Below are 23,310 nucleotides of genomic sequence, written 5' to 3'. Positions count from 1 at the left end.
CTCTCGGCGGTCGACGTACGCATGGACCTCGGGCGCCGTATGGGCCGCTTCCACTCGACGTACGACCTGCTGGTCACCCCGACGCTGCCGATCACAGTGCGCTTCAGACACGGAAGGTGCCCCGTCCCGTCGAACTCCCCCGGGCGAGCCCCGGCGATCGTGCGGTGGCCCGCTAGCCCACCGAGCTGTACGCCACCACGCCGCGCAGCAGCTGGTCGACCGCCTTGCGGGCGTTCTTCGCGACCGTGCCGCCGCCCTCGCGGGGAGCGGCCGCGGCGATCTGGCCCAGGACGTCGATGACCTGCTTGCACCAGCGCACGAAGTCACCGGCCGGCATCTCCGCCTCGCGGAGCACCTCGTCCAGGCCCTTGCCGTTCGCCCACATGTACGCCGCCCAGGCGAAGCCCAGGTCCGGTTCGCGCTGGCCGACGCCCTCGGTCTGGCTGATCTTGAACTCCTCCTCCAGAGCGTCAAGACGGCCCCAGATCCGCACCATCTCACCGAGCGCCGCCTTCGCGGCGCCGGACGGCAGCTTCGGTGCGAGCGCGTCGTCGGCGACCCGCGACTCGTACACCAACGCCGAGACGCACGCGGCCAGTTCGCCGGGACCGAGCCCCTCCCAGACACCGGCGCGCAGGCACTCGCTGGCCAGCAGGTCCAGCTCGCCGTAGAGGCGGGCGAGGCGCTTGCCGTGCTCGGTGACCTCGCTGCCCCGCAGATAGTCGAGCTCGGTCAGGAGCGCGACGATGCGGTCGAAGGTGCGGGCGATGGTGTTCGTACGCCCCTCGATGCGGCGCTCCAGCTGCGAGGTGTCGCGCCTCAGGCGGTGGTACCGCTCGGCCCAGCGCGCGTGGTCCTCGCGCTCGTCGCAGCCGTGGCAGGGGTGGGCGCGCAGCTCCGTGCGCAGCCGGACGATCTCCTGGTCGTCGGCGGCCGCCGCACGCCCCTTGCGGTGCCGGTCGGGCACGATGTGCCCGGCCTTGGTGCGCAGCGCGGAGGCCAGGTCGCGGCGGGACTGCGGCGAGCGGGCGTTGAACGACTTCGGGACGCGCATCCGCTCCAGGGCCTCGACCGGCACCGGGAAGTCCATCGACGCGAGCCGCTTGACCTGCCGCTCGGCGGTGAGCACCAGCGGCCGCGGACCGTCCACGTGGTCGAACCCGCGGTGGCCGTTGGCCCGCCCGGCGGGCAGCCCGGGGTCGAGGACGAGCGCGAGGCCCGCGTACTTCCCCGTGGGCACGTGGATGACGTCCCCCGGCTTGAGCTTCTCCAGGGAGGCCGCGGCGGCGGCCCTGCGCTGGACGGCGCCTTGCTTGGCCAGCTCGTTCTCTCGGTCCTTGAGCTCGCGGCGCAGGCGCGCGTACTCCTCGAAGTCGCCCAAGTGGCAGGTCATGGAGGCCTTGTAGCCCTCAAGGCCCTCTTCGTTCCTCTGCACCTGCCGGGAGATCCCGACGACCGACTTGTCGGCCTGGAACTGCGCGAAGGACGTCTCCAGAAGCTCGCGCGAGCGGTGCCGCCCGAACTGCTCGACCAGGTTCACCGCCATGTTGTACGACGGCTTGAAGCTGGAGCGCAGGGGGTACGTGCGCGTGCCCGCGAGTCCCGCCAGATGCTCGGGGCTCATGGCGCGCTGCCAGAGCACCACCGCGTGGCCCTCGACGTCGATGCCGCGGCGCCCGGCACGGCCGGTCAACTGGGTGTACTCGCCGGGGGTGATGTCGGCGTGCTGCTCGCCGTTCCACTTGACGAGCTTTTCGAGGACCACGCTGCGCGCGGGCATGTTGATCCCGAGGGCGAGGGTCTCGGTGGCGAAGACGGCCTTGACGAGGCCGCGTACGAACAGCTCCTCGACGACCTCCTTGAAGGTGGGCAGCATGCCCGCGTGGTGCGCCGCGATGCCGCGCTCCAACCCCTCCAGCCATTCGTAGTAACCGAGGACGTGGAGGTCCTCGTTCGGGATCGAGCCCGTGCGCTCCTCGACGATCTCGCGGACCTTCATCCGCGCCTCGTCGTCGTTCAGCCGAAGGCCCGCGTACAGACACTGCTGGACGGCCGACTCGCAGCCCGCGCGACTGAAGATGAACGTGATCGCGGGCAGCAGGCCTTCGGAGTCGAGCCGCTCGATGACCTCGGGGCGGCCCGGCGTCCAGATCCGGGACCGCTGCCGGCGCTCGCGCTCACGGTCGGCCTCGCGGATCATCTTGCCCTTGCGGCGGTCCCGGGGGTTGTACGAACGGCTGGCCTCCATGCGCGCCATGCGCGTGAGGTCGGGGTTGACCGCCTTCTTGTGGCCCTCGCCCTCCTCGAAGAGGTCGTACATCCGGCGCCCGGCGAGCACGTGCTGGAAGAGCGGCACGGGCCGGTGCTCGGAGACGATCACCTCGGTGTCGCCGCGCACCGTGTCGAGCCAGTCGCCGAACTCCTCGGCGTTCGACACCGTGGCCGACAGGGAGATGAGCGTGACCGACTCCTGGAGGTGGATGATCACTTCTTCCCAGACGGCGCCGCGGAAGCGGTCGGAGAGGTAGTGCACCTCGTCCATGACCACATAGCCGAGGTTCAGCAGCGACTGCGAGCCCGAATACAGCATGTTCCGCAGGACTTCGGTGGTCATGACGACCACCGGCGCGTCGGAGTTGACGCTGTTGTCGCCGGTGAGGAGGCCGACCTTGTCCGCGCCGTAGCGCTTGGCGAGGTCGGCGTACTTCTGGTTGGAGAGCGCCTTGATGGGCGTGGTGTAGAAGCACTTCTTGCCCTGGAGGAGGGCGAGGTGCACGGCGAACTCGCCGACGATCGTCTTGCCCGAGCCCGTGGGGGCGGCCACGAGCACGCCCTTGCCCGCCTCCAGCGCCCGGCAGGCCTCGATCTGGAAGGGGTCGAGGCCGAATTCGTACATCTCGCGGAAGGACGCGAGTGCGGTGGCCTGCTCGGCAGCGCGCTCGCGCGCCGCCGCATACCGCTCGGCCGGTGAGAGGTCCTCTGTCATCGTGCTTTCGAGACTACCGGCCACCACCGACAACGGACGATCATTATTGTCAGGCCAGGTCAGGTCACGTCGTCGAAGCCGTTGACACGGTGGTCGGACCGGCCGGTGCCCGCCTGCTCGGGCAGGGCCTTGGGCGCGGTGACGGATTCCATCTCGCCGATGTCCTCGGGCGTGAGGTCGATGTCGGACGCCTCGTCGTCGTCGAGCTCGGCGTCGGGATCCCGACGGGCGCGCCGCTTGTCGTTCAGCATCGAGAAGGCGACCGCGAGGAAGTACAGGACCACGATCGGACCGGCGAGGGCGATCATTCCGACCGGGTCGGTGGTCGGCGTCGCGACCGCGCCGAAGATGAACACGCCCATGACGACACCGCGCCACCAGGTGATCATGCGCTTGCCGGTCACCATGCCGGTGAGGTTGAGCATGATCAGGAGCAGCGGCAGCTCGAAGGCCGCACCGAAGATCAGGACCATCCGGACCGTGAAGTCGAGGATCTTGTCCATCGGCAGGATGTTCGCCGAGCCGTCGGGGGTGATCCCGAGGAGCACGCGCATGCTGATCGGCATGATCACGTACGCGAGCCAGGCACCGCCCGCGAACAGCGGCACGGCGGCGGCAACGAAGGCGTACGTGTACTTGCGCTCGCTCTTGTGCAGCCCGGGGGCGATGAACGCCCACAGCTGGTACAGCCAGACCGGGCTGGCGATGATGACGCCGGCCATGAGGCTCACCTTCACCGTGGTGGTGAAGGGCGACAGGAGGTCGGTGTAGGCGACGACGGCGCACTCGCCGCCCTTGCTCTCCAGACCGCCGTCAGGGCAGCGCGGCACCGGCGAAGCGAGGAATTTCATCAGCTCCTCGCTGTAGAAGGCGGCCACGACCGAGACGATCGTGATCGCCAGCATGCCCTTGGCGAGCCGGTTGCGGAGCTCGCGCAAATGCTCCGCGAGGGGCATCCGCCCCTCGGGGTCCTTCTCCTTCTTGCGGGCAGACTTGAGCAACCCACGTCCTCATCTCGTGCGGCAGGCCGGCCGGCGCCGGCCTTGGATCAGCGCTTCGTCGTGTCGGTCGGCTCGGTGACCGGGCGCGAGCTGGTCACGTCGCCGGGGGCCGCCTGGATCGTGCGCTGCTGGACGGCGGGGTCGCTCGGCGGGTCGGCCGGGGCGGCGTCGTCCGTCTTGCTCTCGGACTTCATGGCCTTGGCCTCGCTCTTGAGGATGCGGGCCGACTTGCCGAGGGAGCGCGCCATGTCCGGCAGCTTCTTGGCTCCGAACAGCAGGACGACGATGACGAGGATGAGGACGATCTCGGTGGGGCCGAGCCTACCCATAGCTGTTTACCTTCTTCACCGAGGCGACAGGAGTCTGGTTGCCAGGCAGACCGGACATACATCCGATCTCCCGCTGTCAGCGATCGTAACCCCCCGGGGTAAACGCTCGGCAATCCCCGCGCATACTCCGAGTGCGGCCCCCGCCTCGATCCGGGCCGCATCCGCAGCGTACCCGCCCCCCTCGGGCAGTTGACAGGTCGCGGAGGCTAGAGAGCCTCTCGCCCCGCACGGGCCACATCGGCCGCGGCCTTCTCCAGGTCCTCGGCCGCCCGGTTGATCTGCCGTGTGGTCTCGGTCACTTGACGTCCGAGGCGCTGTGCCTCCACAAAGACCTTGATCGCCATTACGCCGAGGACGGCGAGGCCCAAGAAGCCCGCCGCGATCGCGAGCATCGCCCAGAACATGCGCCGAGCCTAGACGGTCGAGTGCAGACGCAGCGTCCGCACCCCGCCGCCGGTGAGAAGTTCGACGATGCGCTCGCCCGCGGGCTTGCGCACCGCGGCCCCGCACTCGGGACAGGTGAAGGAGTAGAAGGTCGTGCGGCGGCTGGCGCCGATCGCCAGGCGCAGCGCCCCCGCGGAGAGCTCGAAGCGGGCGCGGCAGTCGGGGCAGGCGGCCGTGAAGAGGACGGGGGCACGCGTCGCCTGCGTCGGCACTCCTGGCAGTCCGGACATCGTCGGTGTGCTCAACGCCCTTGCTCCCGCGTGTCGAGGGCCGGGTCGAGGGCCGGGTCGAGGGCCTGGCCGTGCGGCTTCTCGTACGAATGCTCGTACGACTGGTCGCCGTCCTGATCGCCGTCCTGGTGGTTGTCCTGGTGGTCGTCCTGCTTGTCATAGGCCGCGAGCGCCTCGCGGGCCGCCTGCCGCGCGCTGTCCGCGAGCTGGGCCGGGGAGACGATCCGCCCGTCCCCGCCGAGCCGCAGCGCGAGCCGGCGCAGCGAGGCGGGCTCGGGAGTGCGCAGCGTGATGCGCAGGCCGCCGTCGGGCAGCTCGTCGGCGCTGTCGTGAGGGTAGTACTCGGCGACCCAGCGGCCGCCGGGGCCGACCTCCACGACCACCTCGGGGTCCTCGGCGGCGGGCTGCACGAGCCCTGCGGAGAGGTCGCGCAGCTCCACCTCGGGCGGCGCGGACGGCTCGTCGAGGATCTTGATCTCGGCCACGCGGTCGAGGCGGAAGGTGCGCCGCGCCTCCGAGCGGCGGCACCACGCCTCTACGTAGGTGTGGCCGACGCTGACCAGGCGGATCGGGTCGATCTCGCGCTCGGTGACCTCGTCACGGGCGGGCGAGTAGTAGCGGATCCAGAGCCTGCGGCGCTCGGAGATCGCCCGGTCGACGTCGGCGAAGACGCCGCCCTCGGACTCGAAGGTCACCGAGAGGCGGGAGCTGGAGATCGCCGCCTCGCCGGCCGCGGTCTCCAGCTTCGCGGTGGCGCGCAGCAGCGCGAGGCGGTCGCTCTCCCGCAGGCCGGGCAGGGTGGCCACCGCGCGGGCCGCCACGAGCAGCGCGGTCGCCTCGTCGGCGGCGAGCCGCAGCGGGGCGGCCACGTCGTCCGGGTTGTGCCACCAGATGCGGTCGCCGTCGGTGTCGATGTCGAGCAGGTCGCCGCCGCGGAAGCTGGTCCCGCACAGCGGCAGCACGTCGAGGTCGGAGATCAGCTCGTCCGGGGTGATGCCGAAGGCGCGGGCGACGTCCTCGACGTGGGCGCCGGGGCGCTCGCGCAGATAGGTCACCAGCGACAGCATCCGCCGCGTCTGGTCGATGGCGTTCGAGGCCACTGTCTTCCGTCCCCTCAGCCCTTGGCCACGGCGCGCAGCCGGTCCACGACGTCGGCCCGCAGTTCGGCGGGGTCCAGGACCACAACGTCGGGGCCGAACTCCACCAGCCAGGCGTCGAGCCCGTGGCCGTAGGGAATCTCCAACTCGTCCCAGCCGTCGCCCAGTTCCCGCACCGAGCCGGCCTTGGCCCGCAGCGGGTAGCCGGCCCCCGCGCGCAGCCGGATGCGGGCCGTGCGGTCGGCGCTCTCCCCCGCCCAGCTCGCGACGGTCTCACGCACCGTGACGACGTCCGGGACGTCGGCGGTGTACTTTCCCGCGCGGGCGCGGACCTTGCCGGTGATCCGCGAGAGGCGGAAGACGCGCTCGGCACCCCGGTCGCGGTCCCAGCCCGCGAGGTACCAGTGGCCGCGCCAGCACTCGAGCGCCCAGGGCTCGACGTGGCGCTGCTCGGGCCGCGCGGCGGTGGCCTTGCGGTAGTCGAAGACGACGGGGCGGCGGTCGCGGCAGGCGAGCATCAGCGGTTCGAAGGACGCCTCGTGCGCGGGGATGCGGGGCTCCAGGGCGCTGTGCGACCCGTAGGGGTCGGCGTCCTCGGGCAGGCCGGCGGCGCGCAGCTTCTGCAGGGCGCCGCTGGCGGCTCCGGCGAGGCGGGCCTGCTGCCAGACCTTGGCGGCGAGGCCCAGGGCGGCGGCTTCCTCCGCGTCTATGGTGATGGGCGGCAGACGGTTGCTGTCGCGGCGGGCGAGGTAGCCGACGTCGCCGTCGAGGTTCTCCACGGTCTCGATGACCAGGCCCAGCTCGCGCAGATCGTCCTTGTCGCGCTCGAACATCCGGTTGAAGGAGTCGTCCGATCCCGCCTCCAGATAGGCCTCGATGGACTCGCGCAGCTCCCGCTTGCTGAGCGGCCGCCGGGTCCCGAGCAGGCACAGCGCCAGATTCATCAGCCGCTCGGCCTTGGCAATGGCCATCGACGCCCTTTCTCGGCCGTACACATTGTGCTTCCGACCGATGACCGTACCGCCCCGGGGTGTCGGGGCAAAAGCCGAGGGCCCGTGCCGGACAGGCACGGACCCTCGGCGAAACGATCAGGCCATGGACGTCGTCAGACGGAGACCAGGTCGCAGACGAAGATCAGCGTCTCGCCGGGGGCGATGCGGCCGCCACCGGCGCCACGGTCGCCGTACGCGAGCTTCGCGGGGATGATCAGCTCGCGGCGGCCGCCCACCTTCATGCCCTGCACGCCCTGGTCCCAGCCGGAGATGACCTGGCCGGCGCCCAGCTGGAACTCCAGCGGGTTGCCGCGGTTCCAGCTGGCGTCGAACTCCTCGCCGGTGCTGAAGGCGACGCCCACGTAGTGGACCTTGACGAAGTCGCCCGCCTTGGCGACGGCCCCGTCGCCCTCCCAGATGTCCCTGATCTGCAGCTCGGCCGGCGGCTCGCCACCCGGGAAGTCGACCTCGGGCTTCTCAATGCTCACGAAAATGCTCCTGCTTTGATACGGAAGGTCAGGTGGACAGTCTTACATCCCCGGGGCTCACGCCTTGGCGAGGATGTCCACGCAGAAGACGAGGGTGGAGTCCTTCTTGATGGCGCCGCCCTCCGGCGGCTGGTCGCCGTAGCCCAGCTTCGGCGGGACGACGACGAGGACGCGGCTGCCCACCTTCTTGCCGGTCAGGCCCTGCGCCCAGCCCTTGACGACCTGCGCCAGCTGGAACTGGGCGAGCTGGCCCCGCTTGTACGTGGAGTCGAACTCCTTGCCGTCCGCCCACAGGACGCCCTTGTACTGGCACAGGACGCTGTCGGTCTCCTTGATCTCCTCGCCGTCGCCCTCCAGGACGTACGACGCGACGAGCTTCTTGGGCGCGTCGGTCTTCGGGATGTCGATCGAGGGGGCCTTGCCGTCGGTGTTCGTGCCGACCTTGGGCAGGTCCTTGTTGGACTGCGCGATCTCCTTGCCCTTCGCCGAGCTCTTGGCGTTGAAGGTGCCCACGAGGTCGACGACGAACACGAGCGTGTCGGAGCCCTTGATGCCCGCCTGCTTGTTGCCCTCCTCGCCATATCCCATCTTCGGGGGGATGGCCAGCTCCACGCGGCTGCCGAGCTTCTTGCCGACCAGGGCCTGGTCCCAGCCCGGGATGACCTGGCCGACGCCGATCGGGAAGACCGTGGGGTTGCCCCGGTCGTAGGAGTTGTCGAAGACCTTGGCCGTCGCCCAGATCTGGCCGAGGTAGTCGGCCTGCAGGTAGTCGCCCTTGACGACCTCCTTGCCCTTGCCCTCGATCAGCGTCTTGACCGCGAGGTCGGAGGACGCCTTTCCGGGGCCCTTGGCGACGGTCGGCTTCTGGCCGAACTTGTCGCCCTTCGTGATCTCGGGCAGCGGCCCGGCCACGATCTTCGCCGTCGGCGCGGCCGACGGCGAGTTGGTCGGGCTGTCGCTGGGCTTGGACTTGGCCTTGTCGGCCTTGTCGTCACCACAGCCTGCCAGCGTGAGCAGGCCGGCCGGGACGGCAAGGAGGAGGGAGCGTCGGCGCACGGTGGGGGCCTCGTATCGGTCGATCTTGTGGGTTGGCGTGCGCGCAACTCTACGGCGTGAGAAGGGCGCCGCACGAGGAACGTACGGCGCCCGCGTTGCGTTCCCACAACGCCGCTCACATCACACGGCCCTCACCGGGTCACATCCCGGCGATGAGCTTCTCCACCCGGTCGTCCACCGACCTGAAGGGGTCCTTGCACAACACGGTGCGCTGTGCCTGGTCATTGAGCTTCAGGTGCACCCAGTCGACGGTGAAGTCGCGGCGCTGCTCCTGGGCGCGCCGGATGAAGTCGCCGCGCAGTCGCGCCCGGGTGGTCTGCGGCGGCACCGACTTGCCCTCGAAGATCTTCAAGTCGTCGCAGATCCGGGCGGCTTGGCCCTTCCTCTCCAGGAGGTAGTAGAGGCCGCGACGGCGGTGGATGTCGTGGTACGCGAGGTCTATCTGGGCAACCCGCGGATGCGACATGGTCATGTTGTTCTTGGCGCGGTACCGCTCGATGAGCTTGTACTTCATGACCCAGTCGATCTCGGTGCCGATGCGGTCGAGGTCCTCGGACTCGATCGCGTCCAGCGTGCGGCCCCACAGTTCGAGCACCTGCTCGACGGTGCCGGTGCGGATGCCGCGGCGGTCGACGAAGTCCACCGCCTTCTCGTAGTACTCGCGCTGCACCTCGAGGGCGGAGGCCTCGCGGCCACTGGCCAGGCGCACCTTGCGGCGGCCCGTGATGTCGTGGCTCACCTCGCGGATGGCCCGGATCGGGTTCTCCAGGGTGAGGTCACGCATGACCGTGCCCGCCTCGATCATGCGCAGCACCAGGTCGGTGGCGCCGACCTTGAGGAGCATGGTCGTCTCGGACATGTTCGAGTCGCCGACGATGACGTGGAGCCTGCGGTAGCGCTCGGCGTCCGCGTGCGGCTCGTCGCGGGTGTTGATGATCGGCCGGGAGCGGGTGGTCGCCGACGACACCCCTTCCCAGATGTGCTCGGCGCGCTGGCTCACGCAGTACACCGCGCCGCGCGGTGTCTGCAGCACCTTGCCGGCGCCGCAGAGCAGCTGCCGGGTCACGAGGAACGGGATGAGGATGTCCGCGAGCCGGGAGAACTCTCCGTGGCGGGCCACCAGATAGTTCTCGTGGCAGCCGTAGGAGTTTCCCGCCGAGTCGGTGTTGTTCTTGAAGAGATAGACGTCGCCCGCGATCCCCTCCTCGTGCAGGCGGCGTTCGGCGTCGACGAGCAGGCCTTCCAGAATGCGCTCGCCTGCTTTGTCGTGGGTGACCAGCTCGGTCACGTTGTCACATTCGGGTGTGGCATATTCCGGATGTGACCCCACGTCAAGATAGAGGCGGGCGCCGTTCCGCAGGAATACGTTGCTGCTGCGGCCCCATGACACAACACGGCGGAAGAGGTAGCGCGCCACCTCGTCAGGCGACAGGCGGCGCTGTCCCCTAAACGTGCACGTGACGCCGTACTCGTTCTCCAGCCCGAAAATGCGGCGGTCCATGACTGAACATTACGCCTGATGCCCGGCACTGAAACCGGGTTCGACAGCACCGGTTCGATCATTTTCCGATGAATCCGCAACGACCGCTGTTTCACGGACCGGCACCAGTACCCGCGTCGTGGCCAGCAAAACCACCAGCGCCGCCGCTCCCGCGAGCCCCGGAACGGTGAACCCCCACACCGTGCCGCCCCACTCGACTACGGGCCCCGTGGCGGCAGTTCCCAGCGAGGCCCCGACCGTGAACGTCGTCACCAGCCAGGAGAACGCCTCGGTGACGGTGCCCCGCGGCGCGTGCCGGTCCACGATGATGAACGCACAAGCCAGCGCCGGCGCGAGGAAGACCCCCGCGAGGGCGGTGAGCGCGGTCATGGCGAGCGCGCCGGGCAGCAGCGTCAACGGCACATAACAGACGGCCAGCAGAGCCACCAGAACGCTCAGCCGCCTCTCCGGCACACCACGCCACTGCCGCGCCCCGTACACGGAACCACCGGCCAGCGCGCCGAGTCCGAGCGCCGCCATCATCCAGCCGTACACCGCGTCACCGCCGTGCCCGTCCGCGTACGACACACCGGCGACGGTGATGGAGCCGAGCGCCATGCCGATGAAGAGGAACGCCCCGAGGAGCGCGAGGAGCCCCGGCGAGCGCAGCGCTCCGAGCCAGTGCGCCTCGCGCGGGGCCGAGCGCCACGCGCGCGAGGGCTCGGACATCACCACGGAGAGGGCACCCAGCACGCCGACGGCGTTGACGACGAGCAGCGCCACCTGCTCCGACCAGAGGGCCACGCAGCCCGTGACGAGCAGCGGCCCGACGGTGAACATCACTTCCTGGGCGACGGCGTCCATGGCGTACGCCGCGTGGACCTGCTCCTCCTTGCCGAGCACGCTCGGCCACAGTGCCCGCAGGCCGCCTTCCAGGGGCGGTGTGAACAGACCGGCGGCGCCCACGGTGATGTAGGCGAGGGCCAGCCGGTCGGGCCCGGTGAAGGCGAAGCCCGCCATGGCGAGCGCGGAGAGCAGGGCGGCGGGCAGCTGTACGCGCGGCTGGCCGCGCAGATCGACCAGGCGGCCGAGCAGCGGCTGCCCCACCGCGTTGGCCACGCCGTACACCGCGGCGAGGGCGCCCGCCAGGCTGTAGGTGCCGCCCTCGGCCCGGATGAACAGCACGATCGCGATCGCGGCCGTGGCGTTGGGCAGCCGGCCCACCAGCGTCCCGGCGAGCAGCCGTGTCGCGTACCGCGTCCGGAGGATCTCCGCGTATCCCGCAGCCATGCCCTACCGCCCCTCCCCCACGCCGTGGCGGCCGGGGTTTTACGTATAACGTCCGGCGTCATACGTACCATGAGCGCTGTCCACGGGTCCACCGCGTTCCCGTCCCGCGGGCACGACCAGGGAGGTAACAGTGGCCGGGCCACAGCACGAAGTCGGGGCCCCCCGCCCCACGAGCCGCGACGTCGCGCGCGCAGCCGGCGTCTCACAGGCCACCGTGTCCCTCGTCCTCGGCGACAAATGGCGTGGCCGGGTCGCCGAACCCACCGCCGAGCGCGTACGGACCGCCGCACAGGAGATGGGCTACCGCCCCAATCTCGCCGCCCGCAACCTGCGCCTGGGCCGGACCAGGACGGCGCTGCTCGTCGTCCCCGCCCTCACCAACGAGTTCTTCGCGCACGTCTACAACGGCGCCGCCCGCGTCGCCGCCCGCCACGGCTTCGGCGTCCTCCTCTACCTCCCGCCCGACGGCACCGGCCCCGCCCGCGACCCCTTCGACTCGGCGCGCGCCTCACTGGACGGCGTACTCGCCTCCTCCATGGCCTCCGACACGCTCGCCACCATCCGCGGCGACGACCTGCCCCTGGTCATGCTCGACAGCGACCCCGCCCGCAGCCTGGGCGCCGCCACCGTCAACCTCGACCTCGCCGACGGCATGCGCCAGGTGACGGAGCATCTGCTCGCCCTCGGCCACCGCGACGTCCTCCACCTCGCGGCGGCCGTGGACGCCTGGACCTTCGACGTACGCGCCGACTCCCTCACCGCCGCGCTCCACGGCACTCAGACGGCCGTACGACACGTCGCGGCACCCCTGACCGTCAACGCGGCCCGCACCGCCGCAGAAGCCGCTCTGGCCGCTCCGGGCCCTCGCCCCACAGCGGTCATCTGCGACGACGACTTCCTCGCCGCGGGCGCCTGCAAGGCCGCACGACGCCTCGGGCTGCGCGTCCCCGAAGACCTCTCGGTGACCGGCTTCGACGATCTGACCCTCGCGACCGCGGTCGAACCGGAGCTCACGACCGTGCGCCTGCCCGCCGAGCGCTTCGGCGAGCGCGGCATGGAGTCCCTGGTCGCCGTCGTCGAAGGCCGCACACCCGAGGCCGGCCCGCTCCCCGTCGAACTCGTCGTCCGCGGCTCGACGGGACCCGCCCGCTAGCCCGGGGCGGGCCGGGCCCGGCCCGCCCCGGGCACGCGAACGCCCCGCGTCCCGGCCAGACGACCGGAGCGCGGGGCGCACAGCGCGACGGGACTACCGCGGCGGACTACTCGACGTCACCGCCGGACCGCGGCGCGGGCCCGGCGTCCTCATCCGTGTCGCCGACCGCGTCCGTCGCGCCGCCCTCGTCGAGCAGCCGCGACAGCTGACGTCCCACGATCCGCTTGAACTTCCGCTGCTGCGGCCGCGTCCGGTCGAGCACCGCCACCTCGAGGCGCTCGGCGGGGATCTCCCGCTCGGTGCCGTTGGTGTCACGCGAGAGCGCGCGCACGGCCAGCTTCAGGGCCTCCGCGAGCGTCATGCCGTCGTTGTGGTGCTGATCGAGATACTGGCTGATCTGTTCGGCGTTGCCGCCCACGGCCAGCGAACCATGCTCATCGACGATCGAACCGTCATGCGGAAGGCGGTAGATCTGATCGCCCTCGCGCGTGGCGCCCACCTCGGCGACCACCAGCTCCACCTCGTACGGCTTCTCCGCCGCGCTGGAGAAGATCGTGCCCAGCGTCTGCGCGTACACATTCGCCAGGCCGCGCGCCGTCACGTCGTCGCGGTCGTAGGTATAACCACGGAGATCGGCGTAACGGACACCGCCGATCCGGAGGTTCTCGTACTCGTTGTACTTGCCGGCGGCCGCGAAACCGATGCGGTCATAGATCTCGCTGAACTTGTGCAGGGCACGGGACGGGTTCTCGCCGACGAACACGATGCCGTCGGCATACTGCAGGACGACCAGACTGCGGCCGCGCGCGATGCCCTTGCGGGCGTATTCCGCCCGGTCGGCCATCTGCTGCTGGGGTGATACATAGAACGGCGTCGACACCGGATCCGTCCCTTTCTGTCAAAAAACTTCAGTCAGTAACGAATTCGGAGCGATCAGAGAAGCGCGGCACGCGGGCCGTCCGGCTGTTCCAGCCGCTTCTCCAGGACCGACCGGGCGATCGCGGAGGACTCCTCGTCCGTGAGCCGCCGGAAACCCTCGTCGGAGATGACGGTGACGATGGGGTAGATCCGACGGGCCACGTCCGGACCGCCCGTCGCCGAGTCGTCGTCGGCGGCGTCGTACAGCGCCTGGACCACGAGGGTCGTCGCCTGCTCCTCCGTCAGACCGTCGTGGTACAGCTTCTTCATCGCACCGCGCGCGAAGACCGAACCGGAGCCGGTGGCCGCGAACCCGTGCTCCTCGGAGCGGCCGCCCGTGACGTCGTACGAGAAGATGCGTCCCTTCTCGCGGTCCACGTCATAGCCGGCGAAGAGCGGTACCACGGCGAGGCCCTGCATGGCCATGCCGAGGTTGCCGCGGATCATCGTGGAGAGACGGTTCGCCTTGCCCTCCAGGGAGAGCGTGGCGCCCTCCACCTTCTCGAAGTGCTCCAGCTCGAGCTGGAAGAGCTTCACCATCTCCACGGCGAGGCCCGCCGTGCCGGCGACGCCCACCGCGGAGTACTCGTCCGCGGGAAAGACCTTCTCCATGTCCCGCGACGCGATGACGTTACCCATCGTGGCCCGGCGGTCACCGGCGAGCACGACGCCGCCCGGGAACGTCACGGCCAGGATGGTCGTGCCGTGCGGAGCCTCGAAAGCGCCCTGCGTGGGCGGCATTTGGCGATTGCCGGGCAGGATCTCGGGCTGGTGCGCGGACAGGAAGTCCATGAAGGACGATGATCCAGGCGTCAGGAAGGCAGTCGGTAGACGCCCGGTGCTACGAGTGTTGGCTTCCACGAGGATCCCTCCAGATAGGCGGCAGCCCGACGAACAGCGTCGGGATCGTCTCCCAACTTGCCGATGGCCGAATTGCAGTTGAAGCACAGTACGCCACGGACCTTACCCGTCTCGTGACAGTGATCCACATGGATTGCGGGAGCGTGGGAACACGCTGCCCGCGGCCGCTCTTCCCCGCGCCGCGAGCAACGCTTCACGTCCACACCCTCGAACACACAAACCCCCCGAGGACCTTTGTTTCGAAGGTCAAGTCGACCTACTGCCCACCCTTCTGAACGAAGGACCTCACGAAGTCCTCTGCATTCTCCTCAAGGACATCATCGATCTCGTCCAGGACGGAGTCCACGTCGTCGCTCAGCTTCTCCTGGCGCTCCTTGAGGTCCTCGGAAGCCTGCGCGTCCTGTGTCTGCTCCTCGGTCTCCTCGGTCGAACGCGTCGCCTTCTGCTGTCCGCCGCCGGTGTCCTTGGTCGCCATCTGCCTCACCCCGCTCGGTTAGACGTTGTTGATCAGACCCTACAAGCCGGGTCCGACATCGGTCCCGCGCTTCGTTCAACGTGCGGGACCCACCTCTGTGATTCCCCCGCCGGTGACCTTTCAGCCGCCGGAGAGGACCCGAACCAGATCCTCTGCCGAGCGGCAGCGGTCCAGGAGTTCCTTGACGTGGTTCCTGGTGCCGCGCAGGGGCTCCAGGGTCGGCACTCGTTGCAGAGAGTCACGGCCGGGCAGGTCGAAGATGACCGAGTCCCATGAGGCCGCGGCCACATCGTCCGCGTACTGCTCCAGGCAGCGTCCGCGGAAGTACGCACGGGTGTCCTCCGGCGGCTTGGTGGTGGCCCGCTCCACGTCCGCCTCGTCCAGGAGCCGCTTCATCTTGCCGCGTGCCACCAGGCGGTTGTACAGACCCTTCTCGGCCCGTACGTCGGCGTACTGGAGGTCGACCAGGTGGAGACGCGCGGCGTCCCAGTCGAGACTGTCGCGGCGGCGGTAGCCCTCCATGAGCTCCCGCTTGGCGACCCAGTCGAGCTCTCCCGACAGGCTCATCGGATCGCTCTCCAGGCGGCCGAGCACGTCCTCCCAGCGGGCCAGGATGTCCTTGGTCTGCTCGTCGGCGTCGGAGCCGTAGCGCTCCTCGACGTACTTGCGGGCGAGCTCGAAGTACTCCATCTGCAGCTGGACAGCGGTCAGCGAGCGGCCGCTACGGAGCGTGACGAGGTGCTGGAGCGTCGGGTCGTGGGAGACCTGGTGCAGGGTGCGCACCGGCTGCTCCACGGCGAGGTCCACGGCGATGAAGCCGTCCTCGATCATGGCGAGGACGAGCGAGGTCGTGCCCAGCTTGAGGTAGGTGGAGATCTCCGAGAGGTTGGCGTCGCCGATGATGACGTGCAGCCTGCGGTACTTCTCGGCGTCCGAGTGCGGTTCGTCGCGGGTGTTGATGATGGGCCGCTTGAGGGTCGTCTCCAGGCCCACTTCCACTTCGAAGTAGTCGGCGCGCTGGCTGAGCTGGAAGCCGTGCTCGTGGCCGTCCTGGCCGATGCCGACGCGTCCGGCGCCGGTGACGACCTGGCGGGAGACGAAGAAGGGCGTGAGGTGGCGCACGATGTCCGAGAAAGGGGTCTCCCGCTTCATCAGGTAGTTCTCGTGCGTGCCGTACGAGGCGCCCTTGTTGTCGGTGTTGTTCTTGTACAGGTGGATCGGCTGGGCCCCGGGGAGCTGGGCCGCGCGGTCGGCGGCCTCGGCCATGATGCGCTCGCCGGCCTTGTCCCACAGGACCGCGTCCAGGGGGTTGGTGATCTCCGGTGAGCTGTACTCGGGGTGCGCGTGGTCTACGTAGAGGCGCGCTCCGTTGGTCAGGATGACGTTGGCGAGGCCGATGTCCTCGTCGGTCAGCTGGCTGGAGTCGGCGGCCTCGCGGGCGAGGTCGAAACCCCGCGCGTCCCGCAGCGGGTTCTCCTCCTCGAAGTCCCAGCGGGCGCGTCGCGCCCGGTGCATCGCCGCGGCATAGGCGTTGACGATCTGGGACGAGGTGAGCATGGCATTGGCGTTGGGGTGGCCGGGGACGGAGATGCCGTACTCCGTCTCGATGCCCATTACTCGCCGTACAGTCATGCGGCCCTCCTTGCCCGGCGGCGCTCCCGTTCGGGAACGGCGCTCAAGTACCGCTGGTTCTCCGGTGCGTGTGCGGTGCCCGTCCCCGCACTGCGCGACTCGGCGGTACCGAAGAGCCTAGAACGCCTTTGCGCTGGTGGGGAGATCATTGTCTTCATTGAAAAGCAGACGGCTGCGGGTACCCGTGAAGGACACCCGCAGCCGCCCTGGGTTCTACAGGTATTGACCGGTGTTCGCCACCGTGTCGATGGAGCGTCCGGTGTCCGCGCCCTGCTTTCCGGTGACGAGGGTGCGGATGTACACGATCCGCTCGCCCTTCTTTCCGGAGATGCGGGCCCAGTCGTCCGGGTTGGTGGTGTTGGGCAGGTCCTCGTTCTCCTTGAACTCGTCGACGCAAGCCTGGAGGAGGTGCGAGACCCGGATGCCCTTCTGGTTCGCTTCGAGGAAGGCCTTGATGGCCATCTTCTTGGCGCGGCCCACGATGTTCTCGATCATGGCGCCGGAGTTGAAGTCCTTGAAGTACAGGACTTCCTTGTCGCCGTTGGCGTACGTCACTTCGAGGAAGCGGTTCTCCTCGGACTCCGCGTACATCTGCTCGACGACGGACTGGATCATGCCGTGCACGGTGGCGCGCCGGTCGGCGCTGTGCTCGGTCAGGTCGTCGGCGTGCAGCGGGAGCCGCTCGGTGAGGTACTTGGCGAAGATGTCCTTCGCGGCCTCGGCGTCCGGGCGCTCGATCTTGATCTTGACGTCGAGCCGTCCGGGCCGCAGGATCGCGGGGTCGATCATGTCCTCGCGGTTGGAGGCGCCGATGACGATGACGTTCTCCAGCCCTTCCACGCCGTCGATCTCGGCGAGCAGCTGCGGGACGATGGTGTTCTCCACGTCCGAGCTGACACCGGATCCGCGGGTGCGGAAGAGGGACTCCATCTCGTCGAAGAAGACGATGACGGGGGTACCCTCGCTCGCCTTCTCACGGGCACGCTGGAAGACCAGGCGGATGTGGCGCTCGGTCTCGCCGACGTACTTGTTGAGGAGCTCGGGGCCCTTGATGTTGAGGAAGAAGCTCTTCCCCGTGGGCTGCCCGGTGACCTCCGCGACCTTCTTGGCAAGGGAGTTGGCGACGGCTTTCGCGATCAGCGTCTTGCCGCAGCCGGGAGGCCCGTACAGCAGCACGCCCTTGGGCGGCCGCAGTTCGTGCTCCTTGAAGAGGTCGGGGTAGAGGTACGGGAGTTCGACGGCGTCCCGGATCATTTCGATCTGGCCGCCGAGACCGCCGATCGCCTCGTAGCTGATGTCGGGGACTTCTTCGAGGACGAGTTCCTCGACCTCGCTCTTGGGCACTACCTCGTAGACGTAGCCGGAGCGGGGTTCGAGCAGGAGGGCGTCGCCGGCGCGGATGGTGACGTCCCGGAGGGGCTCGGCGAGCCGCACCACTCGTTCTTCGTCGGTGTGTCCGATCACCAGGGCACGGTCGCCGTCCTCAAGGATCTCCTTGAGGGTGACGATGTCGCCGACGCTCTCGTACTCCATGGCCTCGACCACGTTGAGCGCTTCGTTGAGCATTACTTCCTGGCCGCGCTTGAGCTCTTCGAGCTCCACGCCGGGGCTGACGTTCACCCGGAGCTTGCGGCCCCCGGTGAAGATGTCCGCCGTGCCGTCCTCGTTCGCCACGAGGAAGACTCCGAAGCCGGCCGGTGGCTGCGCGAGCCGGTCGACTTCCTCCTTGAGGGCCACGATCTGGTCGCGGGCCTCGCGGAGCGTGTTGGCGAGCCGTTCGTTCTGCGCGGACACGCCGGCCAGATTGGTCTGCAGCTCGACGATCCGCTCTTCGAGAATCCTCGTATGACGCGGAGAGTCGGCGAGCTTACGTCGCAGGACGGCGATTTCCTGCTCGAGATAGGCAACCTGACCGGCAGGGTCTTCAGACCCTCGTCCCGGCCGGATGCCGCGGTTGTTGTCGTCGTCGTGGGCTGCCACGGTCCTCACCTCCTCCAAGGGGAGCTGGACGCTTCCAGACCCTACCTGGGTGGGTGTCGATTGAAACCCCTAGATCACAAAGACGAGGGGGTGTGTCCGATCTTCACCCTTGCGCTCTCCCTCACGCCAGGTGAATACCCACCCAACAACATCGGAAAGCGGACGGTTGTATCGTCGAAGCGTTCAACACCCGTCAGAGCTGGCCCGACTTACTGCACAGTCGGCCCGCTCGACGCAGCGACCGGCAGGAGAGATGACCGTGCGGCACGACGCCGAGACCGGCAGTGAGGGCCATGATCTGCTGGAGGTCTGGATCGACCAGGACCTCTGCACCGGGGACGGCATCTGCGCGCAGTACGCGCCCGAGGTATTCGAGCTGGACATCGACGGACTGGCCTATGTGAAGAGCGGGGACGACGTGTTGCTCCAGGCGCCGGGGGCCACAACACCCGTGCCGTTGCCGCTGCTCCGGGATGTCACCGACTCCGCGAAGGAGTGTCCGGGCGACTGCATCCACGTACGTCGTGTTTCGGACAAGGTCGAGGTGTACGGCCCCGACGCCGAGTGACCCGGCGCCCGTGGGCGCGTCAGACGCTGCGGGCCCCGGCGGGCGTCGTCCGCTCGAACGTGCCGTCCTTCCATTGCCACTTGGCCGCGTCCTCGCGGTCGGGGCAGCAACGGGGGACGTCGAGTGAGGAGTAGCCGAGCAGGGTCGCGGTGACCGCGCCGTCACGCACGGCGAAGTCGCTCACGTTCAGATGGTCCTTCGGGTCGACGAGGGTGGCCACCACGCGCGGCTTGCCCGCCTCGGGGCGGGTGATCACATAGACCCCGTCGGGCGGGGTGCCCGAGCCGGCCCGGCAGTGCACGACGGCCACGGTCTCGGCCCGGCCGTCGCCGTCGAGGTCGCCGGTGGCCTTCTTCTTCACGACGGACCCCACGGTGCCGCAGTCCAGGGGGAACTCCACGGAGGCCGGGTCCGGCGCGGGGGCCGGTGCTGGTGCGCCCGCGGCGGCTCTCCTGGGTGGCTGCGGCCCTGACTGGGCGGCGGTCGCGGGGTCGGGCTGCAGGAACGCGGAGCCCGCGACGACGGCGGCCAGCGCGGCGGCGGTGGCCAGCCAGTGGACGGGGCGGGCGGTGGTGTGTGCCAGTTCCGGGACGGCGGGGTGCTGCACTAGGAAGTGTCTCCTGCGAGGGCTGTGCCGGTGGGGTGGCCAGCATCGTGCCATAGGTCACAGTGAGGTGGAACACCGGGGTCCGGTGGGTCTCGCGGTTCTTCCGGTACGCGGCTGGTGCCACGTCAACGAAACGGCGCCGCCGCCGAGTTCCCTGGTCGGTCAGGGAACTCGGCGGCGGCGCCTGCTTTTTGGCCGGGGCCCGTCGCGCGGGTCAGCGCGGGGTGCCACCGTCGGCGTTCGGTCCGGTGTAGTCCTCGCCGTAGGCGCCCTTGGCGGGGCGGCGGCGGCGCATGGGGGGCTCCACGCCGTCCGCGAGGCGGCGGGCGGTGAGCAGGAAGCCGGTGTGACCGATCATGCGGTGGTCCGGGCGGACGGCGAGGCCTTCGACGTGCCAGTTGCGGATCATCGATTCCCAGGCGGTCGGCTCGTTGAAGCCGCCGATCTCGCGGATGGACTCGACGGTCCTGGCGAGCTGGGTGGTGGTCGCCACGTAGCAGCAGAGGATGCCGCCGGGGACGAGCGCCTTGGAGACGGCCTCCAGGCACTCCCACGGGGCGAGCATGTCGAGGATGACGCGGTCGACCTCGGTGTCGCTGAGATTGTCCTGAAGGTCGCCGACGGTGAGCTGCCAGGCGGGGTGGGGGCTGCCGAAGTAGCGCTCCACGTTCTGCCGGGCGATGTCGGCGAAGTCCTCGCGGCGCTCGTAGGAGTGCAGCATTCCCTGGTCGCCGATGGCGCGCAGCAGGAAGCTGCTGAGCGAGCCGGAGCCCACCCCCGCCTCGACGACGCGTGCGCCGGGGAAGATGTCGGCGAAGGCCAGGATCTGCCCCGCGTCCTTGGGGTAGACCACGGCGGCGCCGCGGGGCATGGACAGGACGTAGTCGGGGAGCAGGGGGCGCAGCGCCAGGTAGGCGACGTTTCCCGTGGTACGGACAACACTGCCCTCGGGAGCACCGATCAGCTCGTCGTGGGGGAAGGAACCCTTGTGGGTGTGGAAATTCTTCCCCGCTTCGAGCGTGAACGTGTAGTGGCGTCCCTTGGGGTCGGTGAGCTGGACCTGGTCCCCGACCTTGAAGGGCCCGCGACGGCGGGCGGCACCGGTCGGTTCGGACATGTGACCAGACTACCGGCCGCGACGCGAACCTCGGACCACCGCTTCAGGGGTTCGTTCCGGTGGTTGTGCCGCCCTCTGGTGTCGCGCCTTCCCCTGGCGTCGCTCCGGCCGGCGTCTCGCCAGTGGGCTCCTCGGCACGTTGCAGCCTGTGCCTCGGCAGTGACCGCCGGGGCGGTCGGGTCAGAGTGATCTGACGTACCAATTGCTGGAAACAGGCCAGCGAGGCGAAACTCGGCAGTGCGGCGGCCGAGGTGTCGACGATGTTCTTCGGCGCCTGCGCGACACACAGCGCCATCGCGATGGCGGAGAAGATGATGACCATGCACCAGGAATGTGAGGCCCGACGTTGGTGTATTGCCGCCCGGAGGATGGACAGTGACGCCACCAGCCAGGGACCGAACACCAGCAGAGGCCACCAGGAGGCCACACTGCTGGGTGTCCGGGTCATCGCGATGAATCGCAGCGGATCATAAGCGATCATCCCGCCGAAGAAGCTCACCGCGGATGCGATGACGGTCGCCAGGGCCGCGATGAGGTAGCTGACCATGCGAAAAGCACCTGGTCGCTGCCGGTCCCGCACTTTGCGATGGCCCCGGGGGGCCTCCCTCAGCGGGGGCAGGTCGGCCGTGATTTCCACTAAGGCTTCGCGGGGGTCTTTCGGCTCCGGACTGTTAAATGCGTCCGTATTATTTGTGTCCGGAATTACTTGCTGCTGGTCCTCGATGGCGCCCCGAAGGAAGAAGGCCAACTCTTCCGAGGGGTCCCATCCCGGGTCCGGCGGCATGAGGGGAACAGAGAACTCCTCGACGGGAGCGCGATGTCGGCCACCGCTGCTCGGATACCCGCCGGAGTAATCGCCGAAGGGGTCAGTGTAGTGACCTGTTTGCTCGTAGTGCATGACGCAGCTTGATCATTCCACTCGCGAACGGCGGGACCCGGTCTGTAGCAGCAGCCATCGTCTCGCGAGATCGCTCTCCAGGGAACTCATGATGTCCATGAACTCCCGGAGAATGCCCTCGGTCACGTTGAGCGTCACGGAGGAATTCGCCGTCATCAGGCTCCCGTTGGTCGCACCCCGGTGGATCGGTGCGGGAATATAAGTATAGGAACCCAGTCGCACAGTTTTTCTACCGGTCGGGTCTGCCAGGTGCTGGACGGACTGGAGCACCTTCCCCTTCGTGTCCTTCGTCATGCTCCGACTAACGCCGCTTTTCAATGGCGGATGCGCGGCGAATGGGTGACGGGTTAGTCGGACGAGCACTCTTTTCAAATAGGATGTAAGACGTAGATGTCAAACGAACTTTAAAAGGACAGCGATGCTCAGGACCGTGACGGCTGTGCTCAGGACGGTCTGGCCATCGCCTTGACGAAGGCGCGCTCCACGTCGGCGGCGGAGAGCACTCCGTAGATCTCTCCGGAGTCCTCGACGACCAGGTACTCCGTGGCGGGGGTCGCCCGGAGGGTGTCGAGCAGCTCCTCCCCCGCGAGTTCGGCGGAGATCCGCATGCCCTCGGTGATGTCCTGGGCCAGGCCGCTGACCGCGACCCAGGGGCGGCGGTGCTGGGGCACGGAGACGATGGCCGCCTCGCGGACGACCGCCATCGGATCGCCGTCGGGGTCGACGACCACGAGGGCGCGGGCGCCGGCGTCGTTGGCCCGGCGCAGCGCCTCGGAGAGGGGGGTGTCGGATTCGACGGGCACCGCGCGGCGGGTCAGGGTGCGGGCGCGCAGCTCGGGCAGGTGCTCGCGCAGGCGGGCCACGCGGAGGCTGTTCCCGGCGCCGGTCCAGATGATCGCGGCGAGGATCGCGGCGAGCAGGGCGTCGGTGACGGTGTCCATGCCGCCGATGTCCTGGGCCTCGCCGCCGAGGGCGCCGGACTGGTTGAGCAGGGGCAGGCCGATCAGCACGGAGATGGCGAGGGCGCGGCCCACCCAGGCGGCGGCGACGGTTCCGCTCATGGGCTTGCCGGTGATCTTCCAGACGACGGCGCGCAGCATGCGGCCGCCGTCCAGGGGCAGGCCCGGCAGGAGGTTGAAGGCGGCGACGATGAGGTTGGAGATCATCAGGCCGGCGAGGAGGACGCCGGGCACGGTGCCGGGCTCGACGACGCGCATACCGGCGTAGAAGACACCGGCGAGCACGAGTGAGAGCAGGGGGCCGACGAAGGCGAGGACGAACTCCCGGCCCGGGGTCTCGGACTCCTTCTCGATCTCGGAGACTCCGCCGAAGAACTGGAGCTGGATGCGGCGCACCGGCAGCTTGAAGCGGAGGGCCGCGACGGTGTGGGCCAGTTCGTGGACCAGCACGGAGGCGTAGAAGGCGACGGCGAAGAAGAGGGACACGAGGTAGCGGGCGCCGCCGAGTTCGGGCAGGACGCGGTCGAGCTGCCCGCCGAAGACCCAGGTGATGAGGGCGGCGACGAGGAACCAGCTGGGCGCGACGTAGACGGGCACGCCGAAGGGCCTGCCCATGAGCAGTCCACCCCCGGGACCCTTGCGCCCCTTTCCTCTGCCCTTGCCCTCACCCTTCCCCGGAACCGTCGGCTCGCGCCGGCCTCCGGGCCGGGGGGCCTCCCGGGGCGCCTTCGCCAGACGGGCGCCGGGGC

22 protein-coding genes and 3 pseudogenes are annotated in these 23,310 nt (G+C 69.2%); 3 read left to right on the top strand and 22 right to left on the bottom strand.

The window, feature by feature from the left end:
• Positions 1-195: pseudogene (locus tag ACWDZ7_RS26020) on the top strand (hypothetical protein); the annotation flags it as partial.
• Here ACWDZ7_RS26020 and ACWDZ7_RS26015 read toward each other — a convergent pair.
• From ACWDZ7_RS26015 to ACWDZ7_RS25965, 11 genes are all read right to left on the bottom strand, one after another.
• Positions 173-2,986, bottom strand: a complete 2,814-nt coding sequence (locus ACWDZ7_RS26015; protein WP_451800206.1) for a DEAD/DEAH box helicase — start codon at positions 2,984-2,986, stop codon at positions 173-175. The pseudogene ACWDZ7_RS26020 and the gene ACWDZ7_RS26015 sit on opposite strands and share 23 nt — an antisense overlap.
• A 59-nt stretch (positions 2,987-3,045) precedes the next feature.
• The gene (tatC, locus tag ACWDZ7_RS26010; RefSeq protein ID WP_451519664.1) at positions 3,046-3,942 is read right to left on the bottom strand and encodes a twin-arginine translocase subunit TatC; all 897 of its coding nucleotides are present in this window, start codon (positions 3,940-3,942) and stop codon (positions 3,046-3,048) included.
• Positions 3,943-4,034: 92 nt separating this feature from the next.
• Positions 4,035-4,316: a Sec-independent protein translocase subunit TatA gene (gene tatA, locus ACWDZ7_RS26005; RefSeq protein WP_451800205.1), complete on the bottom strand. Its 282-nt coding sequence runs from the start codon at positions 4,314-4,316 to the stop codon at positions 4,035-4,037.
• Between the two features lie 206 nt (positions 4,317-4,522).
• On the bottom strand, positions 4,523-4,720 hold the full coding sequence (locus tag ACWDZ7_RS26000) for a hypothetical protein (RefSeq protein ID WP_451800203.1): 198 nt from the start codon (positions 4,718-4,720) through the stop codon (positions 4,523-4,525).
• Positions 4,721-4,729: 9 nt separating this feature from the next.
• Complete coding sequence (locus tag ACWDZ7_RS25995; protein WP_451800216.1) at positions 4,730-4,990, bottom strand: hypothetical protein; 261 nt, start codon at positions 4,988-4,990, stop codon at positions 4,730-4,732.
• A gap of 11 nt (positions 4,991-5,001) precedes the next feature.
• Positions 5,002-6,057 carry a helix-turn-helix transcriptional regulator gene (locus ACWDZ7_RS25990; protein ID WP_451800215.1) on the bottom strand — a complete coding sequence of 352 codons (1,056 nt, stop codon included), beginning with the start codon at positions 6,055-6,057 and terminating at the stop codon, positions 5,002-5,004.
• Positions 6,058-6,104: 47 nt separating this feature from the next.
• Positions 6,105-7,058 (bottom strand): helix-turn-helix transcriptional regulator, encoded by a 954-nt coding sequence (locus ACWDZ7_RS25985; protein ID WP_451800201.1) that lies wholly within the window; start codon positions 7,056-7,058, stop codon positions 6,105-6,107.
• A gap of 134 nt (positions 7,059-7,192) precedes the next feature.
• The gene (locus tag ACWDZ7_RS25980; protein ID WP_451519657.1) at positions 7,193-7,567 is read right to left on the bottom strand and encodes an FKBP-type peptidyl-prolyl cis-trans isomerase; all 375 of its coding nucleotides are present in this window, start codon (positions 7,565-7,567) and stop codon (positions 7,193-7,195) included.
• 57 nt (positions 7,568-7,624) lie between these two features.
• Positions 7,625-8,623: an FKBP-type peptidyl-prolyl cis-trans isomerase gene (locus ACWDZ7_RS25975; RefSeq protein WP_451800200.1), complete on the bottom strand. Its 999-nt coding sequence runs from the start codon at positions 8,621-8,623 to the stop codon at positions 7,625-7,627.
• Positions 8,624-8,762: 139 nt separating this feature from the next.
• Positions 8,763-10,124 carry a Pup--protein ligase gene (pafA, locus tag ACWDZ7_RS25970; RefSeq protein WP_451800199.1) on the bottom strand — a complete coding sequence of 454 codons (1,362 nt, stop codon included), beginning with the start codon at positions 10,122-10,124 and terminating at the stop codon, positions 8,763-8,765.
• A gap of 9 nt (positions 10,125-10,133) precedes the next feature.
• Positions 10,134-11,393, bottom strand: a complete 1,260-nt coding sequence (locus ACWDZ7_RS25965) for an MFS transporter (RefSeq protein WP_451800198.1) — start codon at positions 11,391-11,393, stop codon at positions 10,134-10,136.
• A 130-nt stretch (positions 11,394-11,523) separates the two neighbouring features.
• Here ACWDZ7_RS25965 and ACWDZ7_RS25960 point away from each other — a divergent pair, with 130 nt between their 5' ends.
• The gene (locus tag ACWDZ7_RS25960; protein WP_451800196.1) at positions 11,524-12,546 is read left to right on the top strand and encodes a LacI family DNA-binding transcriptional regulator; all 1,023 of its coding nucleotides are present in this window, start codon (positions 11,524-11,526) and stop codon (positions 12,544-12,546) included.
• Between the two features lie 106 nt (positions 12,547-12,652).
• Here the strand turns inward: ACWDZ7_RS25960 and prcA are convergent, their stop codons facing one another.
• The 6 genes and pseudogenes from prcA to arc all read right to left on the bottom strand — a co-directional run bounded on the left by prcA (position 12,653) and on the right by arc (position 18,412).
• Entirely contained in the window at positions 12,653-13,426 is a 774-nt protein-coding gene (gene prcA / locus ACWDZ7_RS25955; RefSeq protein ID WP_451800194.1) for a proteasome subunit alpha, read from the bottom strand.
• 53 nt (positions 13,427-13,479) lie between these two features.
• Complete coding sequence (gene prcB, locus ACWDZ7_RS25950; protein WP_451800192.1) at positions 13,480-14,325, bottom strand: proteasome subunit beta; 846 nt, start codon at positions 14,323-14,325, stop codon at positions 13,480-13,482.
• A pseudogene (locus tag ACWDZ7_RS25945) lies at positions 14,277-14,477 on the bottom strand (endonuclease VII domain-containing protein); the annotation flags it as partial. The gene prcB and the pseudogene ACWDZ7_RS25945, both read right to left, overlap by 49 nt.
• 104 nt (positions 14,478-14,581) lie before the next feature.
• On the bottom strand, positions 14,582-14,800 hold the full coding sequence (locus ACWDZ7_RS25940) for a ubiquitin-like protein Pup (RefSeq protein WP_127911314.1): 219 nt from the start codon (positions 14,798-14,800) through the stop codon (positions 14,582-14,584).
• Between the two features lie 120 nt (positions 14,801-14,920).
• A complete protein-coding gene (gene dop, locus ACWDZ7_RS25935) occupies positions 14,921-16,432 on the bottom strand; it encodes a depupylase/deamidase Dop (protein WP_451800190.1) in 1,512 nt (503 codons plus the stop codon).
• 213 nt (positions 16,433-16,645) lie between these two features.
• Positions 16,646-18,412, bottom strand: coding sequence for a proteasome ATPase (gene arc / locus ACWDZ7_RS25930; protein ID WP_451800188.1), 1,767 nt, complete (start codon positions 18,410-18,412; stop codon positions 16,646-16,648).
• A 253-nt stretch (positions 18,413-18,665) separates the two neighbouring features.
• On the opposite strand from arc, the gene ACWDZ7_RS25925 reads away from it, so the two are divergent.
• Complete coding sequence (locus ACWDZ7_RS25925; protein ID WP_451800187.1) at positions 18,666-18,980, top strand: ferredoxin; 315 nt, start codon at positions 18,666-18,668, stop codon at positions 18,978-18,980.
• 19 nt (positions 18,981-18,999) lie between these two features.
• Here the strand turns inward: ACWDZ7_RS25925 and ACWDZ7_RS25920 are convergent, their stop codons facing one another.
• The 5 genes and pseudogenes from ACWDZ7_RS25920 to ACWDZ7_RS25900 form a co-directional block, all read right to left on the bottom strand.
• A complete protein-coding gene (locus ACWDZ7_RS25920) occupies positions 19,000-19,587 on the bottom strand; it encodes a hypothetical protein (RefSeq protein ID WP_451800186.1) in 588 nt (195 codons plus the stop codon).
• 214 nt (positions 19,588-19,801) lie between these two features.
• Entirely contained in the window at positions 19,802-20,704 is a 903-nt protein-coding gene (locus ACWDZ7_RS25915; protein WP_451519177.1) for a tRNA (adenine-N1)-methyltransferase, read from the bottom strand.
• 43 nt (positions 20,705-20,747) lie between these two features.
• On the bottom strand, positions 20,748-21,602 hold the full coding sequence (locus tag ACWDZ7_RS25910) for a DUF2637 domain-containing protein (protein ID WP_451800184.1): 855 nt from the start codon (positions 21,600-21,602) through the stop codon (positions 20,748-20,750).
• A 12-nt stretch (positions 21,603-21,614) separates the two neighbouring features.
• On the bottom strand, positions 21,615-21,896 hold the full coding sequence (locus ACWDZ7_RS25905; RefSeq protein ID WP_451800183.1) for a hypothetical protein: 282 nt from the start codon (positions 21,894-21,896) through the stop codon (positions 21,615-21,617).
• Positions 21,897-22,045: 149 nt separating this feature from the next.
• Positions 22,046-23,194, bottom strand: a pseudogene (locus tag ACWDZ7_RS25900) (site-2 protease family protein); the annotation flags it as partial.
• Positions 23,195-23,310: the final 116 nt, after the last annotated feature.

The organism is Streptomyces sp. NPDC003032 (genome assembly GCF_053591415.1).
The sequence above is the reverse complement of the archived record's forward strand: the minus strand, read 5'-3'. Positions and strand labels throughout refer to the sequence as shown.